Origin of the sequence: Bdellovibrio sp. ZAP7 (assembly GCF_006874645.1) — a bacterium.
Lineage (GTDB): Bacteria > Bdellovibrionota > Bdellovibrionia > Bdellovibrionales > Bdellovibrionaceae > Bdellovibrio.
Genome location: NZ_CP030082.1, coordinates 3,079,258 through 3,095,399, shown reverse-complemented (window position 1 = coordinate 3,095,399; position 16,142 = coordinate 3,079,258). Strand labels below are relative to the sequence as shown.

The window sequence follows — 16,142 nt, the reverse complement described above, 5'->3', positions numbered from 1 at the left end:
ACCCATGACTGAATGGATTGATGTTCACTGCCACCTGAATATGCTCGAAGAGGGCGTCGAAGCGGCTATTCAAAATGCTAAGGCTGCCGGCGTTCGTAAAATCATCACAATTGGAACCGAGCTGAACGATCTGCCATTGGTTTTGGACCTGGCTCACAAATATGCGCCGGATGTGTATTGCACCTTGGGAATTCATCCCCACGACGGCAAAACTTATACTGATGAGGTCGGCAAATTCATTTTAGAAAATGCCAAGGATCCTGCGGTTGTGGCGATCGGTGAAATCGGTCTGGATTATTATTACGATCAATCTCCGCGCGATGAACAGCAGCATGCTTTCCGTGAGCAATTGAAAATCGCCAAAGCCACAGGCTTGCCCGTCGAGATTCACACACGCGATGCCGAAGAAGACACCATCAATATTCTGAAAGAATTCAACGGCGAAGTGACAGGAATCATTCACTGCTTTACTGGCACTTCGTGGTTGGCTGATGAGGCTTTGAAATTAGGCTTTAATATTTCTATCAGTGGTGTGGTGACGTTCAAAAATGCCGATGATTTGCGTAACACGGTTCGTGGCTTGCCACTGGACCGCATTCACGTTGAAACAGATGCTCCGTTCTTGGCACCCATTCCCATGCGTGGCAGAAAAAACACGGCTGCTTACGTCGTTCACACGGCAAAATTCGTGGCTGATCTAAAAGGTATTCCGGTCGAGCAATTGGCCGAGCAAACCAAGGCCAATGCTTTAAAAATGTTCCCGAAAATTCAGTGGTAAAGCGTTAGCAGTGCATGAGAATGTTCACGGTTCTTCCGATTGGATCGCGAACAAAGAATCGGCGCACTCCCCAGGGTTCATCTGTTAATGGATAGACAATTTTAAAACGCGCTTTTTTCATGCGTTTAAAGGCTTCATCCACATCGTCCACTTCAATGGAAAGGTCTGGAACGTCAGTTCCTGAGCCGCCTTGGCTGGCAAAGCTGATTTGTACGGACATCTTCGAGGAGTTTCCGTAAGTTTGAATCCAGCCATGGTCCATCATCAAATCCAGACCTAAAATATCTTGGTAGAATCTTTTGGCGGCAGAAGGCTTTTTAACTTCGAAATTTGCGACGATGCGTTTTACTTTCATGCCAAAATTAAAGCACGGAATTTTGGCTAATAAAACAGACATATTTTTAAGGATATTGTTCTAAGGCTTTTTTCTCTTCGCGTTTTAGCCAAGTGTAGTTTACCGCGACTTTTGCTGCTTGAGAAAACTCGAGGCAGGAATGCTGACCATTTTGCATCACTTTGCCGTATGTGGCAGAAGTCACGCCCACGATTTTAGTGACGCCATCTCGTGAGTAAAACTGGGGACCACCCGAATCTCCTTGGCAAACGTGGGATTGCGAAGCAGTTTGCAGAAGATAGAGATCATTCAGCTTGTTGTAGTCGTTGTCGACCTTAACAACTCCGCGATGTAAAGCACCGACGGAATCACGCAGGTTTTGACCAGCTCTGCCAGTGTAGTCTTTTGAGCGTCCGTAACCATAGACATAAAGAGTGTTACCCGCATAGTTTGCGTTCACATCAGAATCCAGTTTGGCAGGAACAAAGCCCGCAGGTGCTGTGCCTTCAAAAATAGCCAGTCCGATATCATAGTTATAACGACCGTTAGAGTTGTATTCCGGGTGTTGTTTGTAAAACAAACCTTTGCGAATCAATGCCGTGTCGGTCACGCCAATCTGGTTTGCGAAAACCACGCGAAAGCTTGTGAAGTCTGAAACGTGTTTTCGGTCAAAGCAGTGAGACGCGGTCAGCACAGTGCGCGGGCCGATCAAAGCCGCCGAGCAAAAGGTGCGTGCAAAACCCGTCGGTCCCAGAATTTCGATGAAAACCAAACTTTTTGCCGCATTGGTGTTGCGGGAAGTAACCTTCGTGCCATTGATAACCGCTGCTTGTTGATTGGCTTGTAAAATCGAAGCATCTTGATTTTGACATGCAGCAAGCGATGCGATGGAAAGCGCGATAAGTAGAGTTAGGTTTTTCATAGGGCGGAATTTATCCAACTCGCAAAACTTGGCAACACAATTCGAAAATAATGGTCTGGTCGACGCGAAGTGCTTGCAACGTTTTGGGTAAGAGTTTTATGTTGGAAATGTGGAACGTCTTTTATCTGTGCAGCACGGTGAAAAATTTAATACTTTTAGTCACTTGATCGGTGCCCTTATCGCCTTCGTAGGGGTGATGTTGCTGATGTATTTGGCCGTATCTCGACACGACATCCCACGCATAATTACATTTACGATATACGGATTCTCCACAGTTCTGATTTACATCATTTCGGTGCTGTATCATTCAGCACAAGGCGAGCAGAAGCGCATGTTTCAGCGCCTGGATTATATCGGTATCTATTTCAAGATTGCGGGCAATTACACTCCCTATATGATTCTTGCGATCAGCGGGATGGCGGGATATTCGATCTTGCTGGTGGTTTGGGCCCTGGCTTTGGTTGGTATTTATCTTGAGGTATTCAGGAGACCAAAGAGCGCCACTTTGCGCAATGTTTTGTACGTCACGATGAGTGCCACTGTGATACCGGTTTTAAGTCAACTCTACCATGCAGTTTCCCTGTGGGGATTCGCGTTGATCATGTTTGGTTTTTTGGCCTATGCCGTGGGATTCGTTTTCTTTTTGTTCGATGAGAAGATCAAACACGGTCATGGAATCTGGCATATGTTTGTTATTACGGGGAGTATGTGCCAGTACCTCTGCCTTTTGATGTACGTTGCCTAATGGTTTCCATTTAAATCCACCTGAAATTTTTCAAAATTTCCTTTCGCAGTGTTCGGAGCCAGTCTGGCCCCGAATTCGTTGGCACAAACTTTGGAATAGGACCTTTCCAAGTTTTAAATCCTTATCGAAAGGGAACCACATGAAAAGAAGACACTTGATCCTTGGCGCAGTTTTGATGACTACAATCGCGCAAACTTCCAACATCGCTCACGCGGGCGGTTTAGATAAGGGCGATATCGGCACTATCATTGGTGGCGTTATCGGCGGTGTCGCTGGTTCCAATGTTGGTAAAGGCAATGGCAAAACTGCAGCAACGATCATCGGTGCTATTGCTGGTTCTGTGATCGGTAATCAATTGGGCCAACAAATGGAAGAGAACGACCGTCGTGCTTATAACGAAGCTCAACGTCGCTCTTTGGAAGGCCGCATCGGTGACAACTGTGATTGGGACGGAGCTCGCAATGGCACCCGTTCAGGCGCTCGCGGATCTTTCAATTCAGTTCAAGAAGGTTACAACTCTCGCACGGGTGAATACTGCCGTGAATACGTCAGCGTGATCGAAACTCGCGGTCGTACTGAGCGCAATCAAGGGATCGCTTGCCGTCGTGACAACGGTTCTTGGTATGAGTCTCGTTCTTCTGAAGTTCAATGGGGTGGCCGCGGTGGCGGTCATCATGGGGGTGGTTACGGCCCAGGCCGTGGCGATGAAGATGGACACTATGGTCCTCGCCCGGGGCCAGGACCTCGTCCTATGCCGCCTCGTCCAGCTCCACCACGCCCAGCGCCGCCTTCACGCTATGACCGTGCAGATGTGCAAGTTTCCAGCATCACTCGCCGCACGGGTGGGGAGTGGGTTCGTTTGAGTCTTTCTTACCCTCAAGCGATCGACCAATTGGAAGTTCGTACTTTGACGGCGGGTGCTCGTATTCATGACGCAGTCGTATACATGCAAAGCGGTCAACGTCAGTCCCTTTACAGCCTGCTTAACCGTGGCACTTTGTACGCGGGGTACAGCGCGGTTTCAGAGAACTTCTTCCGTGGCGACCGTGTCGTAGCGATCGACGTTCGTTTGGAATCCATGGGCGGCTATGCTGACGTGCTTTTGACGGTGTACTCGTTGGACGGATACCCGAATATCAACGTGTCGCGCTTCTAGATACAATCGGCTCCAAAAAGCCAGTCGGGACAGGGTGTCTAGACTGGCTTTTTTGCGTTCTAAGGCCCATATTAGGTGGGTTTTAAAACAAGGAGCTATTCATGGCAAAACTTCGCATTGGTATTAATGGTTTTGGTCGTATCGGCCGCGTTTTCTTCAGAGCTGCGCACGAGCAATTCGACATCGTAGGTATTAACTCTTTGGATAGCATTGAAGGTAATGCGCATCTTTTGAAATATGACTCTGCTCACGGCACATTTGCCGGCGATGTTGGTCACGATAACGAAAACTTGATTGTTAACGGTAAAAAAATCCACGTTACAAAATTCCGCAACCCAGCTGAAGTTCCTTGGAAAGCTTGGGGCGTAGACGTTGTTGTTGAGTGCTCTGGCGCATTCAAAAACAAAGAAGACTTCATGAAACACATCGAAGGTGGTGCGAAACGCGTTTTGGTTTCTGGTCCTGCTGAAAAGGGTGCAGACATCACGATGGTTTACGGAATCAACCACGAAGCTTACGATCCATCAAAACACCACGTAGTTTCCAATGCATCTTGCACAACTAACTGCTTGGCGCCTCTTGCAAAAGTATTGAATGAAAAATTCGGTATCGAGCACGGGACTATGATGACGATCCACTCTTACACGAACGACCAAAAAATCCTGGATGCTCCTCACTCTGATATGCGCCGTGCACGTGCAGCAGCTGTGAGCATGATCCCAACAACAACTGGTGCTGCGAAAAACGTAGGTTTGGTATTGCCAGAGTTGAAAGGTAAAATCGACGGTATCTCCGTACGCGTTCCAACTCCGAACGTTTCTTTGGTGGATTTTACATTCACTGCAAAAGCTGACGTAACTAAAGAATCAGTGAACGAAGCTTTGATCGCTGCATCTAATGGCGCTTTGAAAGGCGTGTTGGCTTGTGAAAAGAACGAACTTGTTTCTGTTGATTTCAACGGTAACAAATATTCTTCCATCGTTGACCTTGCTTCCACTATGACTGTGGGTCCTCGCATGGTTAAAGTTCTTTCTTGGTACGACAACGAAACTGGTTTCTCGAACCGTATGGTTGACGTTCTTAAACACATGGCTGCGAAAGGTCTGTAATCAATGAGCGCAGGTCTTAAAGGCATTAAAACCGTTCGTGATTTCGCGTTGGAAGGCAAAGTTGTTTTCCTTCGCTTGGATCTGAACGTTCCCATGGAAGGTGGCAAGATCACGGATGAAAACCGTATCACGGCTTCTCTTCCAACAATTAAGTATTGCATGGAACACGGTGCGAAGATCGTTATGGCTTCGCACATGGGTCGTCCAAAAACGAAAGACGACAAAGAGTTCTCCTTGGAGCCCGTTGCAAAACGTCTTCAAGAGCACTTGAATGCAGAAGTGATCTTGGTTGAAGAACCAGATTCTGATGCTCCCGTTCACTTGCTGCCTTCTTTGAAAAAGAATCAGTTGATCCTTCTTGAGAACGTCCGTTTTGAAGAAGGTGAAACAAAAGACTCTATCGAGTTCGCGCAAAAAATCGCAAACTATGCAGAGATCTACATCAACGACGCGTTCGGTGCCTCTCACAGAGCTCATGCGACGATTCATGCACTGCCGTCTGTGATGAAAGAAAAAGGCATTGGATTCTTGATCGAAAAAGAAATCAATATGCTGGATTCTCTTTTGACGAATCCAAAACGCCCTTACATCGCCGTGATGGGTGGTGCAAAAGTTTCTGACAAAATGCCAGTGATCGAAAAGTTGATGGACATCGTTGATGGTTTCATCATCGGTGGTGCCATGGCATACACTTTCTTGAAAGCTCAAGGCGTGTCTGTTGGTAACTCTTTGGTGGAAACTGACAAAGTTCGCTATTGCAAAGAAATGATCGAGCGTATCGCAGCTCGTGACAAAACTATTTTGCTGCCAGTGGATCACGTGGCGACGAAAGCTTTTGGTGATGTGGCGAATGCTCACACGACGAAAGACGTTGTGATTCCAGATGGCGAAATGGCTTTGGACATCGGACCTCAAACGATCCGCAATTACTCTGCAGCTTTGAAAGAAGCAGGGACTATTTTCTGGAACGGTCCAATGGGCGTTTTCGAAAATCCAGCTTTCTCGAAAGGGACTTTCGGCGTGGCAAAAGCGATCGCTGAATCTAATGCGATTAAAATCGTTGGTGGCGGTGATTCTGCTGCAGCGGCAGAAATGTCTGGTTATGCGGCTCAGATGACTCACATCTCGACAGGTGGAGGTGCTTCTCTTGAATACCTTCAAGGAGATAAGTTGCCGGGTCTTGAGATTCTTCGCGTGAAGGCTCGTCCAGCAAGTAATTACGAATAGCAAAGGTCCGCTAGATCTTGAGTGTACTCTGCGTTGCTGCGTCGTCGGCGTACAGGAGTACGCCTTCCTCCTGGCGCCTCGATTACACTCAAGCTTTAGCGTACCTTTGAACAGGTTGCTGAGGCTGGGGATGGAGCCGGAGAGCGGCTTTGCCGCTGAAAAATGAGCCCCTTTGGGGCCATTTTTTTTCGGGGATTTCGAAAAGGTGCCTGCCGGTTTTTTGTAATGCATGCGGTTACCGATGCGGAGATGATTTGTTTTTTTGATGCGGGCAGCAACCGGAGCGGCAGTGGAAATTAGGCTGCTGTAATTTTTTAATTGGGGATTTTTTTATGAAAAAGATTTTTGCTGGGAATTGGAAGCTTTTTAAGACTCCTGCGGAGACTCGTTCTTTTTTGAATAAGTTCAAAGAGGTGATGGGTTCGGTTACTGGTGAGGTCGTGTTTTTTCCTTCGGCTATTTCTTTGGAAGCGGCTTGTGAGGCGGTAAAGGGGTCTGCGATCAAGATTGGTGTGCAGAATGCTTACACTCAGGCGCAAGGGGCTTTTACTGGGGAAAACTCGGCTCAGGTGGTGAAAGAGATCGGTGGGAATTATATTCTTATTGGTCACAGCGAACGTCGTTCTATCTTTGGTGAGACGGATGCATTGATCGCTGACAAAGTGGCTTACGTCCAGTCCTTGGGGCTTATTCCGATGCTTTGTATTGGTGAGACTTTGCAAGAGCGTGAGGCGACTCATACGTTCCGCGTGCTGGAAACTCAGTTGCTATTGGGGTTAGCTAAGGCTGATAAATCAAAGCCTGTTGTGGTGGCTTATGAACCTGTTTGGGCGATCGGTACTGGAAAGGTAGCGACACCTGAACAAGTGGCTGAAACTCACACGGATGTTCACAACATCCTGACAAAAATGGGATTCACAGCGCCGATACTTTACGGTGGCAGTGTGAAGCCAGATAATGCGGCTCAACTGATCAAGCAAGCTCACGTGAGTGGTTTCTTGGTGGGCGGAGCTTCTTTGGAAGTGGATTCTTTCCACAAGATCGCAACTGTATAGTCACTTCAAATTAGAGGGTCTAATTTGAAACTAAAAAAGCGCGCCTGCAAAGAGCGCGCTTTTTTTATCGCGTACTTTTATTCAGTACGCTTGTTTTCAGCTGAGGCCTGTGTTTTATCCGTTGCCTTCGTTGGCGGAACGAACAAAGTTTTGGATAGCTTTATGCAGTTCGTTCGCTTCTTTTGGGGGAAGCTTTTTCAGAGCGGCTTGATACTGCTCTTGACGTTTTTTAATCTTAGCCACGAGCGGTTTGTGCTGTTTGTCTTTAAACTCTGGAAGTTCATAGTTGAAAAGTTCCGAAACCATCTCCGTCGCGTAGCGAGTGGGATCTTTTTTATTCATGGCCGACACCACTTTTAAAATTTGCTCCAACAAAAGTTGATCTTCAGGAGATTCTTTAAAAGATTTAATAGCATCAGTCAGAATATCGAAGGCTTTGTCCTGATCCTTCTGAAGCTTCTTAGATTGCGGATCATTCTTTTTGAACTCGCCATCTGTGGGCAACGTCGCAATGATTTGCTCAGCTTTTTGCAAAGCCACCAAAGAATCATCCGCAGAGACAGCCGCTGCCTTCAAGCCGATCGAAGTAAAAATAAGAGTGAGAATCAATGCTTTCTTCATAACACCATTCCTACGGTTTAATCATAACACCGACGATTTTATACGGCTTTTTCCTTCTCTTAAAGTCTTTAGCTTTAGGAGATGATAAAAAACTACCGTCTGATCTGTCAGTTCTTCTGCCCAGGAAGTCACTCACGTAAGAGCCATCCGTCGACCAGTCGGTTTTAATTTGAATATCGCCAGACTGTCCTTTGTCAGAAGTTTCATAAATAATCACAGCGCCTTTAGGGGCGTCATCGGGTGATTTGATAATGCCCTTATAGGGTTCGTCCATCAGATTGATGAAACCCTGGGCTTTTAAGTCCTTTACGCCATTTTTAGCATGACCGCCCGGAGGACGGGACTTCACCAGTCCACTCGCCAACAAGGCATCTTTTACGTACGCATAACAGCGTCCCGTGGATCCAGGTTCGCGATTTCGAATCCCTGATTTGATGGCAGCAGCAGCTTTTGCGCTTTCAGAATACTTCATCACCTCTGGAAAGTTTGTCCAATCGAATCTCTCCATGGTGTAGGTGCGCTTTTTTAGTTTGGCCAGAGTTGCAGCCTTCTTTTTCTCAGCCGCTTCTTTTCCAAAGTCAGGAGATTTTGTTTCTTTTTTAGCTTCTGGTTTTTTAGCTCCAGCATCTTTGGGACGCTTCGCTACTTCGTCATCCAGAATCTTGTCAGCGACTGATTTCATCGCTTCATGATTCGCACTTGTGCCGCAAGAGTTATTCAACAAGCAGTTGTTACCAGTGCCAGCCTCGGTCTGACTGCGATCGCCACTTGGCATCGCCTCGTTCGGATCGATGCTCTTGTCATCTGCAGGAGTGGGAGTGGTTGGGGCGGGGATGCCTTCACCAGATTGACGGGCTTTTGCCGTCAACGCATTTTCGGGATTTTGCACTTCCATGTCTTTGGTATCACGGAAAGTAATCCACGGATTTTTCTTGTTATAATAAACCCAAACTTCATCACCTGGTTTCGCATTGGTTTTACCACTACCAACTTCTGTCAGACGGATTTTCACGCCGTAAGAACCTGGGGATTTCAGGCGTCGGGATTCAACCACCGTACCTTTAGTACCTTGGGTCACTGTCGTTTTGATGTTGTTGGCACTTTTAGAAAAGTCGGCGGAGGAGCGACCAAACAGATTTCCCGTCAATACGACTTCCTGAAGCTCTTCCGGAACTTGCGCGTACGCTGAACTCCAAACAAGCATCACAGCTGTCGTTAAATTTAGGAATCTAAGTCGGTTGATCAAATTGATACCCCTCCCTAGACTTTTCGGCGAGATAACCGAAATCATGAGTCCTTTTGAGTATTTCCGCTTAATATTTGATAAAAGTGCGACATAATATTTCTTGAGATTTCCAGGTTTAAGACGAAAAACTGAGTGATTACATATATTTGAGGTTAATTTTCCCGACGAATCCCCAGGGCATCACATCTGTGAAACCATCTTGCCCAGGCCTGGATTTTAGAAGAAAGTAGGCGAATCAACAGGAGTTCCCGTTCTATGCCCAATGAAATGCCCAACGTAATGAAGGTTACTTTCGAAGACATTCAGAAAGCACGTCAGGTTATTAAAGACATCATCAGTCCCACGGAGATGAGCCACTCGATCAGTGCCAGCAACCTGTTGAACAGCGAAGTTTATTTTAAATTCGAAAACACTCAGCGTACGGGCAGTTTCAAATTCCGTGGTGCTTACAATAAAATTTCAAACTTAAGCGCTGAAGAAAAAGCTCGCGGAGTCGTCGCAAGTTCTGCCGGAAATCACGCGCAAGGTGTGGCGCTGTCAGCACGTTTGGCGGGAGTGAAATCCACAATCGTGATGCCAGAGAATTGCTCGATCAGCAAAGCCACAGCGACTCGTTCCTATGGTGCGAACGTGGTGCTTAAAGGCGAAATTTACGACGAAGCTTACGAGTATGCCCAAAAGCTTGAAAAAGAAAATGGCTTCACCTTCGTACATCCTTATCAAGATCCCTATGTGATCGCCGGGCAAGGTACGATTGGTTTAGAGATCCTTGAAAAAGTTCCTGATCTGGATACTGTGATCGTTCCCATCGGTGGTGGCGGATTGATCAGTGGTGTGGCTTTGGCGGTGAAAACTATTAATCCCAAAGTGCGCGTGATCGGTGTGCAAAGCGATCGCTCTCCGGGAATGGCTTGTCTTTACAACAAACAAACTCAAGACCAAAAAAAGAAACGTGCTGCGACGATCGCAGATGGGATTGCGATTAAGAATCCATCGCAAGTGATCTACGACAGCTTCATTTCAAAATATGTCGATCAAGTCGTAACAGTAAGTGATGACGAAATTGCTGAAGCCATCGTGTTCCTGATGGAGCGTGCGAAAACTGTTGCTGAAGGTTCGGGAGCCGCAGCCATGGCGGCAGCCATGCATCGTGGTTTACAGTTGGGTAAAAAATGTTGCGTGATCATCAGCGGTGGCAACATCGATTTGAATATCGTCAGCAAAATCATCGATCGTGGTCAGGCTCTTCGCGGGAAACTTTGTGAGTTGTCTGTGATCGTGGATGACTTGCCAGGAAACTTAAGCAACCTGACTCAAGTGATTGCCAGTGAAAAAGCCAATGTTTTGGAAGTGCGACATGACCGTGTGTCTCAAGGTTTGTCTTTGCGAGAAACTCGTATTGATTTCGTGCTGGAAACTTCCAGCATCGAGCACGTGGAAAGAATCAAACGTGCCTTGGAGGCTAGCGGCGCTAAAATTATTTAGTCGCCGTTTCTAAAGCTTCTTGTTGTTCCCAGTCCGTCAAACCGTACTTAGCCAGAATGCGAGTGAGCTCGCCGTTCTGGCGCATCTCTGTGATCCCTTTAGTAAAGATCTTTGCGTAAATTTCTGATTTCTTATTGGCTGGTGAAAATGCGATGAAAAGTTTCGCATCATTTGCAACTTGAGAACTCACGGGTTTGTATTCGTCTTGGCTTAAACCCATGTTCGCTAAATTTGTTCGCAGTACTGTTTGATTTTCGATGAAAGCATCCAGGCGCTTGCTTTCGATCATTTTGATAATTTGATCTAAAGGATGCTCGCCCGAAATAGAAATAAAGATGTCTTTATTTTCCGAGACGATGCGATCCATGTCGCCACCATATGCATAACCATTGATGACACCGATTTTTTTACCCACTAAAGAAGCGCTGCCTTTGTAGGTCCATGTAGAGTCTTTTTTAACAAAGAAGAAATCCTGGCCATGTCCCAAAGTTTTAGTAGGGAATACAAAATCCGGGGCATCATTGTAGTTAGCACCGACAATCGCCGTGGCCTTGTTTCTGCGCGTTTCGCTGACGGCACGGGCCCAATTCACCATAGAGAAGTTTACTTTGTGGCCATTTTTTTCGAAAATTTTTGATACGACTTCGACCATGTAACCGGGGTCTTTTGAGCTGTCACAGACGTACGGACACCAGGCATCTGATCTGACCAAAATGGTGTCCGCCATCGTGACCGATGTACGGAATCCGATTGTGAGCATCATTGCAGCTATCAGCAGTTTCATTTCAAGAGCCCCTCTTAACTTACAGACTGCTAATTCGTTATCGTGTCTTTTCGCAAGTTGCCAACCCAAACTACCAAATTACGGAGATGTAACTAGTTAATGGCACAAAATTTGGAGTTTTTGCTCTCTGCAGAATGAGAGAGAAATTAACTGCAGATAGTGTTCCACGAAAGTGACTGAAAGTGTCAGTTGTCGACTCGTTGAACACACCACACTGGGATGTATTTATGAAACATAAGATCTGTTTGTCGGGCCTTTTGCTCCTTTCCATGGTTGCGTGTTCTGAGATCCAGAAGGTCGATGAAATGCACGATGCCACGGTGAAAATGAGTGACACCACTGAGGATATGAAAAAGAGCACCGGCGAGCTTAAGGATCAAACAGATGAGCTGTACGATGCTCTTCGCCAGGGGAATGCTTTGCAGCTCCGTCGCGAGGCTTATAACTCCGTTATGCAAGCGCCAACCCTGTTCAAAAAAATCTCGGAAGCAACAAAGTACTTTATGTCCTATGAAGTGCAGTTGTGGAATGGCCTGGGCCAAGACAAATCCTCTGCGAAGCGCGAGCTTTTAGAACAGCAAGCGACTCAAGAATTTTTTATGGAGATCGAAGAGCTCGCTCAACGCGATAACAGCATCGATCCTTTGGCGGAGCCGGATGCAACAGACATTACTTCCAAAGATAACATGACGGCTTCTTTCAATGCGATGGCCGTTGCCATGGATCGCACAAATCGCAAGCAAGTGGAGAACGTAGATCGCCTAGGTGAAACGCAAGTGGTCAGTATGTACAGCCTGATGGAAGAAGCTCTGCTGGCTCCGCGTGATATTCCTCAAAAAGGTTCTATACGCGAAGTACTGGCTCACGAGGAAAAAGCCATCCAGATTTTGCAGACTCGTTACAACATGTTCCCGTTGATGTTCATCGATATGGTTTCAAAGTTGGGCGACAAAAATCTGGTGATGCAGGCAAAGACTTTGTTGTTGGGTTGGGATCTGGATATGTCGGGTATGAATGCCACACAGGTGGAGTATCTTAAAACCGAAGTTCTGCAAAAAGGTATCGACGCCAAAAATCTTTTGATCAAGCTTGGAAAAACACCGAAAATGGATTCCAAGGTGAAACGTTTGATTGATAAAATGAAAGTGCAAAAGGGAGCCGCGAAGCTCAGCTTCACCGAAGCCCAAAATCAACAGATACTGATCAATATGCTTAAAGAAATTCGCCAATAAAAAAAAAAGGTCCCACTCGGGACCTTTTTTATTTTCTAGGATTTAAAAATCAACCTTACGAACGAAGTGGCAAGTGTAGCCATCTGGATTCTTCAGCAGATAATCCTGGTGATAGCCTTCGGCTGACCAAAACTCTGGAGCCTTGGCAACCACAGTGGCAGCTGGTTTTCCCCATGCGCCTGACTTATCCACGCGTGCAATCACTTTCGCAGCCGTTTCTTTTTGCTCCTCAGAGGTAAAGAAAATTTCGCTGCGATACTGCGTACCGATGTCGTTCCCTTGACGGTTTAATGTCGTGGGATCGTGAATTTTAAAGAAATAAAGCAAAAGGTTTTCAAACGAAAGTTGATCGGGATTGAATTCAACTTTCACAGTTTCTGCGTGGTTTGTCGTTCCTGTTTTGACGTCGTTGTAGGTCGCATTTTGAGTGTTGCCACCCATGTAACCCACTTCGGTTTTAAGAACGCCCGGAAGCTTGCGCAGCAGGTCCTCCATACCCCAAAAACATCCACCAGCTAAATATGTGACTTCTGTCTTCATGGAAACCTCCTGTGCTTAAAGCAATGCCTAACTATTCTACCACAGCCTTTGTTTCTGCGCGACCATAGCCTCCGCCCGTGCCTGAACACAGACTTAGGACCTCACCCTTAAGAATCTTTTGCTGGCCCAAGACCGGCAAATTCTTGGCTGTTTCGCCTTTCTCCAAAGTAACTTCAGAGACGTCACCATGAGAACAACTTTTCGGCAGGCGAGGACGATGCAAAGTCATATCTGTTAACCAAGAAACTTCGATATCTTCCAAAGCTTCCATCTTAAAGATCAAACCGCGACCGCCAGAGTACTTACCTTTGCCGCCCGTGGAATTTCTGCGATCCATGCGTTGCACGCGCACGGGAAAACGTCTTTCCAAAGTTTCAATCGAAAGGCCTTCGATGTGGGCGCTTTGACCATCGTGTTCGGCTGTTGCTCCTTGGCCACCTTCGATGCTGAGGTAAGCCCGGGAATCGCCATGATTCAACTGCAACATCACCGGAGTATAAGCGTTCAATGCTTTTTCATGCTTGCTATGTATGAAGGTCAAAGCCAGGTCGATAGCTGTTTGTACTGCAGCCACTCCGCAAGTCATGCCTTTCAATGTGGAAGCTGGGTACTTCGCCATCAACCAGCAGCCTGCAGGTTTCGTTACCTGCAAAACTGAAAAGGAACCGGAGTTTGCATAATTATTAAAGCCATAGAATTTGCTGATCGCATGGAAGCAAACACCATAGGTCGCGGATTCAGTCAGGTGCAAAGTTTTGGCCGCCGAGGTTCCACCAAAATCAATTACCACTTTACCGTCTTGAATTTCCAGACTCAGACGTAGCAATTCGCCGCTGTCCAAAACCACATCCACGCGAGTTTCACCGGAAGCTTTTTCAGAAATTCTTTGTACGGCCAACTTTTTAGAAAGCTTGACGTACTCTTCGATCAAATCGCCAGTAACGGAAAGTCCTGTACCCTCGATGGTATCATGAAGGCGTTGAGCACTGACGATCATTTCCGCACACTGGGACTTGATCCATTCTGTAAACTGAGGAGGGCAGGCCGGATGAGCACTCATTGCTCCCAAAATCACCTCATTTAACTGGCCTTTTTGGCGCAGCGGAGTTGGAGGAATACGTAAACCCTCTTCCTCAACACTTTTGACGATCTTGAGATATTTGCCCATCGGTCGGCGAGTGACCCACACTAGGTCCTCTGAAACAGCCATGATGAAAGTGATTTCATCCAAAGTCGTTCCACCGCTGTAAGGGTCATTCAAAAGCGCGATTTCGCCTTCGTTCAATTTCAAATACTTAGTAACGGTACGAGCTGCTTTAACCAGGGTGTCATAAGAAACGGGATTGTTCCCGCGCAACAACAAGACATCGCCTTCGTTGGTTAACAGAGCAGATTCACCTTGAAGAAAATCAGTAAGTAAAGAATGGAAAAGTTCGATTTGATAAGACATAAGCTAAACCTTTGCCTTCGTGCTGGATGTATTTGCGACAGCTTTGGTGCCGACAGCAATCACAGCGCGGGCCTCTGCAAAATCTTCGTTGTCGAAAGATGCATTTGGATCTTTTTTGAAACCATTAGCGAAAAGATCCGCCAACGGCCCCGTCACTTTGATTTTCTTATTCTGACGGTGCATCAGTGATTCCAACACGATTTTTTGCATGCCCAGACTTTGCAATTCTTTGATCACAGTCGCGGTTTCCAAATTGCGATCGTAGCTGGCTTTAATCAAGGTCAGAAGGCTGTTCTTAAACTTTTGAATTCCTGCGGGAATCATACGATCTTGCAGGCCATCCAACTTGTTCAATTTTGCATTCTCAGTCCAAAGATCCATCAAAGTTGGTTTTTGCCCGCGACCAAAACTCATCGGTCCTGGTTCCCAACCTTCCGTGCGTTGGTTGAAATCAAAATGTTTGAAATCATTAAGTTCCAAACCTTGAGTCGGTTGAACCACCAACTGACGGATTTTGAGACTTCTAGTTTCAACTTTACCCCAGGGACTTTCCCAGATTTCGCTCCAGGATTGTGGTGAGATCAAAACGAAATCTTCCAATCCTAAGTGCAAAACATCAGTTTTTGCATCCTGATATTGGAAACCCAAAGCACTGTAAGAGGCAAAAAGACTGCCCACGCGTTTGTGGTTTTCATTTTGGAAGACTTCGCCTTCAGCGCCGACAAAATAAATTTTGTCTTCACTCACAGAATCTTTCAAAGCTTCGACAAGATCTTTTTTTAAATCCTGGAACAGACTGGAAATCGTCGCATTCAGAGCATTTTTTCTCCAGCGAGTGACTTCGTCCTGATTTTCAGTTTTTTCGGGAATAAAGACTTCGATATTTTTGGATTGGAAAAATTCCTGCGCTTGCTTTTCGTGAGTAGAATTGATCGTCGCGTGCAAAAAGTGCAGACAAACTTTTTTGATTTTCATCATTTCCAGCTTTGCAGCGATGCCCTCAAGTTCTTCATTTGCGAGAGGCTGAATCACTTGGCCTGAAGCCTGGATTCTTTCGCGAACGGAAAAATGTAATTCTTCAGAAGTCAGGGCAGAACCCGAGCAGCCACGCAGCTCCAGCCAATTTTCAAAGCCCTCTGTTGTCACGTGAGCCACGGCGCCAGAAAGTTTGTAGTCCATGAGTCTTTCAGAAATTCTTAAGCTCACGAAAGTTTTCGCAATCACTTTATCCTTGTGAGCGGAAACGAATTGTTGAAGAGAATTTTTTAAATTCTCGCGGGACAGGTAGGCGCGTTTGGCAGCAATTGTTTTAGAACCATCCCACAGAATGTATTCTGCGAAGGATTCACCAACACTTACCCCGAACATGAAACTGTTTTGCATTTTTAAACGCTCTCTATTGAAATCGCACTAGAATGTGTTAAAGCTAGGCGATCAGATATAGCAAACAAGTCCCCA

Annotated in this window: 16 protein-coding genes; 8 read left to right on the top strand and 8 right to left on the bottom strand. The window is 46.3% G+C overall.

Going from position 1 to position 16,142, the window contains the following annotated elements; translation table 11 throughout:
- The first annotated feature begins 4 nt into the window (after positions 1-4).
- Complete coding sequence (locus DOM22_RS14890; protein ID WP_142701139.1) at positions 5-778, top strand: TatD family hydrolase; 774 nt, start codon at positions 5-7, stop codon at positions 776-778.
- 4 nt (positions 779-782) lie between these two features.
- Here DOM22_RS14890 and DOM22_RS14885 read toward each other — a convergent pair whose 3' ends face one another.
- Positions 783-1,133, bottom strand: coding sequence for a VOC family protein (locus DOM22_RS14885; RefSeq protein ID WP_142702249.1), 351 nt, complete (start codon positions 1,131-1,133; stop codon positions 783-785).
- A 46-nt stretch (positions 1,134-1,179) separates the two neighbouring features.
- Positions 1,180-2,034 carry a trypsin-like serine protease gene (locus tag DOM22_RS14880; RefSeq protein ID WP_142701138.1) on the bottom strand — a complete coding sequence of 285 codons (855 nt, stop codon included), beginning with the start codon at positions 2,032-2,034 and terminating at the stop codon, positions 1,180-1,182.
- A 109-nt stretch (positions 2,035-2,143) separates the two neighbouring features.
- Between DOM22_RS14880 and DOM22_RS14875 the strand changes: the two genes are divergently transcribed.
- The 5 genes from DOM22_RS14875 (at position 2,144) to tpiA (ending at position 7,326) form a co-directional block, all read left to right on the top strand.
- Positions 2,144-2,779 carry a hemolysin III family protein gene (locus DOM22_RS14875; RefSeq protein ID WP_142701137.1) on the top strand — a complete coding sequence of 212 codons (636 nt, stop codon included), beginning with the start codon at positions 2,144-2,146 and terminating at the stop codon, positions 2,777-2,779.
- Positions 2,780-2,918: 139 nt separating this feature from the next.
- Positions 2,919-3,935, top strand: a complete 1,017-nt coding sequence (locus DOM22_RS14870; RefSeq protein WP_142701136.1) for a beta-sandwich domain-containing protein — start codon at positions 2,919-2,921, stop codon at positions 3,933-3,935.
- Between the two features lie 101 nt (positions 3,936-4,036).
- Entirely contained in the window at positions 4,037-5,044 is a 1,008-nt protein-coding gene (gene gap, locus DOM22_RS14865) for a type I glyceraldehyde-3-phosphate dehydrogenase (RefSeq protein ID WP_142701135.1), read from the top strand.
- 3 nt (positions 5,045-5,047) lie between these two features.
- Complete coding sequence (gene pgk / locus DOM22_RS14860) at positions 5,048-6,271, top strand: phosphoglycerate kinase (RefSeq protein ID WP_142701134.1); 1,224 nt, start codon at positions 5,048-5,050, stop codon at positions 6,269-6,271.
- Positions 6,272-6,603: 332 nt separating this feature from the next.
- Positions 6,604-7,326 (top strand): triose-phosphate isomerase, encoded by a 723-nt coding sequence (gene tpiA / locus DOM22_RS14855; protein ID WP_142701133.1) that lies wholly within the window; start codon positions 6,604-6,606, stop codon positions 7,324-7,326.
- Between the two features lie 114 nt (positions 7,327-7,440).
- On the opposite strand, the gene DOM22_RS14850 is transcribed toward tpiA, so the two are convergent.
- Positions 7,441-7,947 carry a hypothetical protein gene (locus DOM22_RS14850; protein ID WP_142701132.1) on the bottom strand — a complete coding sequence of 169 codons (507 nt, stop codon included), beginning with the start codon at positions 7,945-7,947 and terminating at the stop codon, positions 7,441-7,443.
- Positions 7,948-7,957: 10 nt separating this feature from the next.
- A complete protein-coding gene (locus tag DOM22_RS14845) occupies positions 7,958-9,193 on the bottom strand; it encodes a hypothetical protein (RefSeq protein ID WP_246845671.1) in 1,236 nt (411 codons plus the stop codon).
- Between the two features lie 279 nt (positions 9,194-9,472).
- Between DOM22_RS14845 and ilvA the strand changes: the two genes are divergently transcribed.
- Positions 9,473-10,678 carry a threonine ammonia-lyase gene (gene ilvA / locus DOM22_RS14840; RefSeq protein WP_142702247.1) on the top strand — a complete coding sequence of 402 codons (1,206 nt, stop codon included), beginning with the start codon at positions 9,473-9,475 and terminating at the stop codon, positions 10,676-10,678.
- Here the strand turns inward: ilvA and DOM22_RS14835 are convergent.
- Positions 10,671-11,462: an ABC transporter substrate-binding protein gene (locus tag DOM22_RS14835; RefSeq protein WP_142701131.1), complete on the bottom strand. Its 792-nt coding sequence runs from the start codon at positions 11,460-11,462 to the stop codon at positions 10,671-10,673. The two genes, ilvA and DOM22_RS14835, sit on opposite strands and share 8 nt — an antisense overlap.
- A gap of 227 nt (positions 11,463-11,689) precedes the next feature.
- On the opposite strand from DOM22_RS14835, the gene DOM22_RS14830 reads away from it, so the two are divergent.
- Positions 11,690-12,694 (top strand): hypothetical protein, encoded by a 1,005-nt coding sequence (locus DOM22_RS14830; protein WP_142701130.1) that lies wholly within the window; start codon positions 11,690-11,692, stop codon positions 12,692-12,694.
- Between the two features lie 42 nt (positions 12,695-12,736).
- Here the strand turns inward: DOM22_RS14830 and msrA are convergent, their stop codons facing one another.
- From msrA to DOM22_RS14815, 3 genes are read right to left on the bottom strand one after another with little or no spacing between them, the layout of a single operon-like run.
- On the bottom strand, positions 12,737-13,234 hold the full coding sequence (gene msrA, locus DOM22_RS14825) for a peptide-methionine (S)-S-oxide reductase MsrA (RefSeq protein WP_142701129.1): 498 nt from the start codon (positions 13,232-13,234) through the stop codon (positions 12,737-12,739).
- Positions 13,235-13,265: 31 nt separating this feature from the next.
- On the bottom strand, positions 13,266-14,684 hold the full coding sequence (locus DOM22_RS14820; RefSeq protein WP_142701128.1) for a hydantoinase B/oxoprolinase family protein: 1,419 nt from the start codon (positions 14,682-14,684) through the stop codon (positions 13,266-13,268).
- A 3-nt stretch (positions 14,685-14,687) separates the two neighbouring features.
- Positions 14,688-16,067 carry a hydantoinase/oxoprolinase N-terminal domain-containing protein gene (locus tag DOM22_RS14815; RefSeq protein WP_142701127.1) on the bottom strand — a complete coding sequence of 460 codons (1,380 nt, stop codon included), beginning with the start codon at positions 16,065-16,067 and terminating at the stop codon, positions 14,688-14,690.
- Positions 16,068-16,142: the final 75 nt, after the last annotated feature.

Bases quoted from the DNA above. Each gene is read 5' to 3' on its own strand.
- DOM22_RS14890 (WP_142701139.1), top strand. From the start codon at position 5: ATGACTGAATGGATTGATGTTCACTGCCACCTGAATATGCTCGAAGAG.
- DOM22_RS14835 (WP_142701131.1), bottom strand. From the start codon at position 11,462: ATGAAACTGCTGATAGCTGCAATGATGCTCACAATCGGATTCCGTACA.
- msrA (WP_142701129.1), bottom strand. From the start codon at position 13,234: ATGAAGACAGAAGTCACATATTTAGCTGGTGGATGTTTTTGGGGTATG.
- tpiA (WP_142701133.1), top strand. From the start codon at position 6,604: ATGAAAAAGATTTTTGCTGGGAATTGGAAGCTTTTTAAGACTCCTGCG.
- DOM22_RS14885 (WP_142702249.1), bottom strand. From the start codon at position 1,133: ATGAAAGTAAAACGCATCGTCGCAAATTTCGAAGTTAAAAAGCCTTCT.
- DOM22_RS14820 (WP_142701128.1), bottom strand. From the start codon at position 14,684: ATGTCTTATCAAATCGAACTTTTCCATTCTTTACTTACTGATTTTCTT.
- DOM22_RS14830 (WP_142701130.1), top strand. From the start codon at position 11,690: ATGAAACATAAGATCTGTTTGTCGGGCCTTTTGCTCCTTTCCATGGTT.
- pgk (WP_142701134.1), top strand. From the start codon at position 5,048: ATGAGCGCAGGTCTTAAAGGCATTAAAACCGTTCGTGATTTCGCGTTG.
- DOM22_RS14815 (WP_142701127.1), bottom strand. From the start codon at position 16,067: ATGCAAAACAGTTTCATGTTCGGGGTAAGTGTTGGTGAATCCTTCGCA.
- DOM22_RS14880 (WP_142701138.1), bottom strand. From the start codon at position 2,034: ATGAAAAACCTAACTCTACTTATCGCGCTTTCCATCGCATCGCTTGCT.
- ilvA (WP_142702247.1), top strand. From the start codon at position 9,473: ATGAAGGTTACTTTCGAAGACATTCAGAAAGCACGTCAGGTTATTAAA.
- gap (WP_142701135.1), top strand. From the start codon at position 4,037: ATGGCAAAACTTCGCATTGGTATTAATGGTTTTGGTCGTATCGGCCGC.
- DOM22_RS14850 (WP_142701132.1), bottom strand. From the start codon at position 7,947: ATGAAGAAAGCATTGATTCTCACTCTTATTTTTACTTCGATCGGCTTG.
- DOM22_RS14870 (WP_142701136.1), top strand. From the start codon at position 2,919: ATGAAAAGAAGACACTTGATCCTTGGCGCAGTTTTGATGACTACAATC.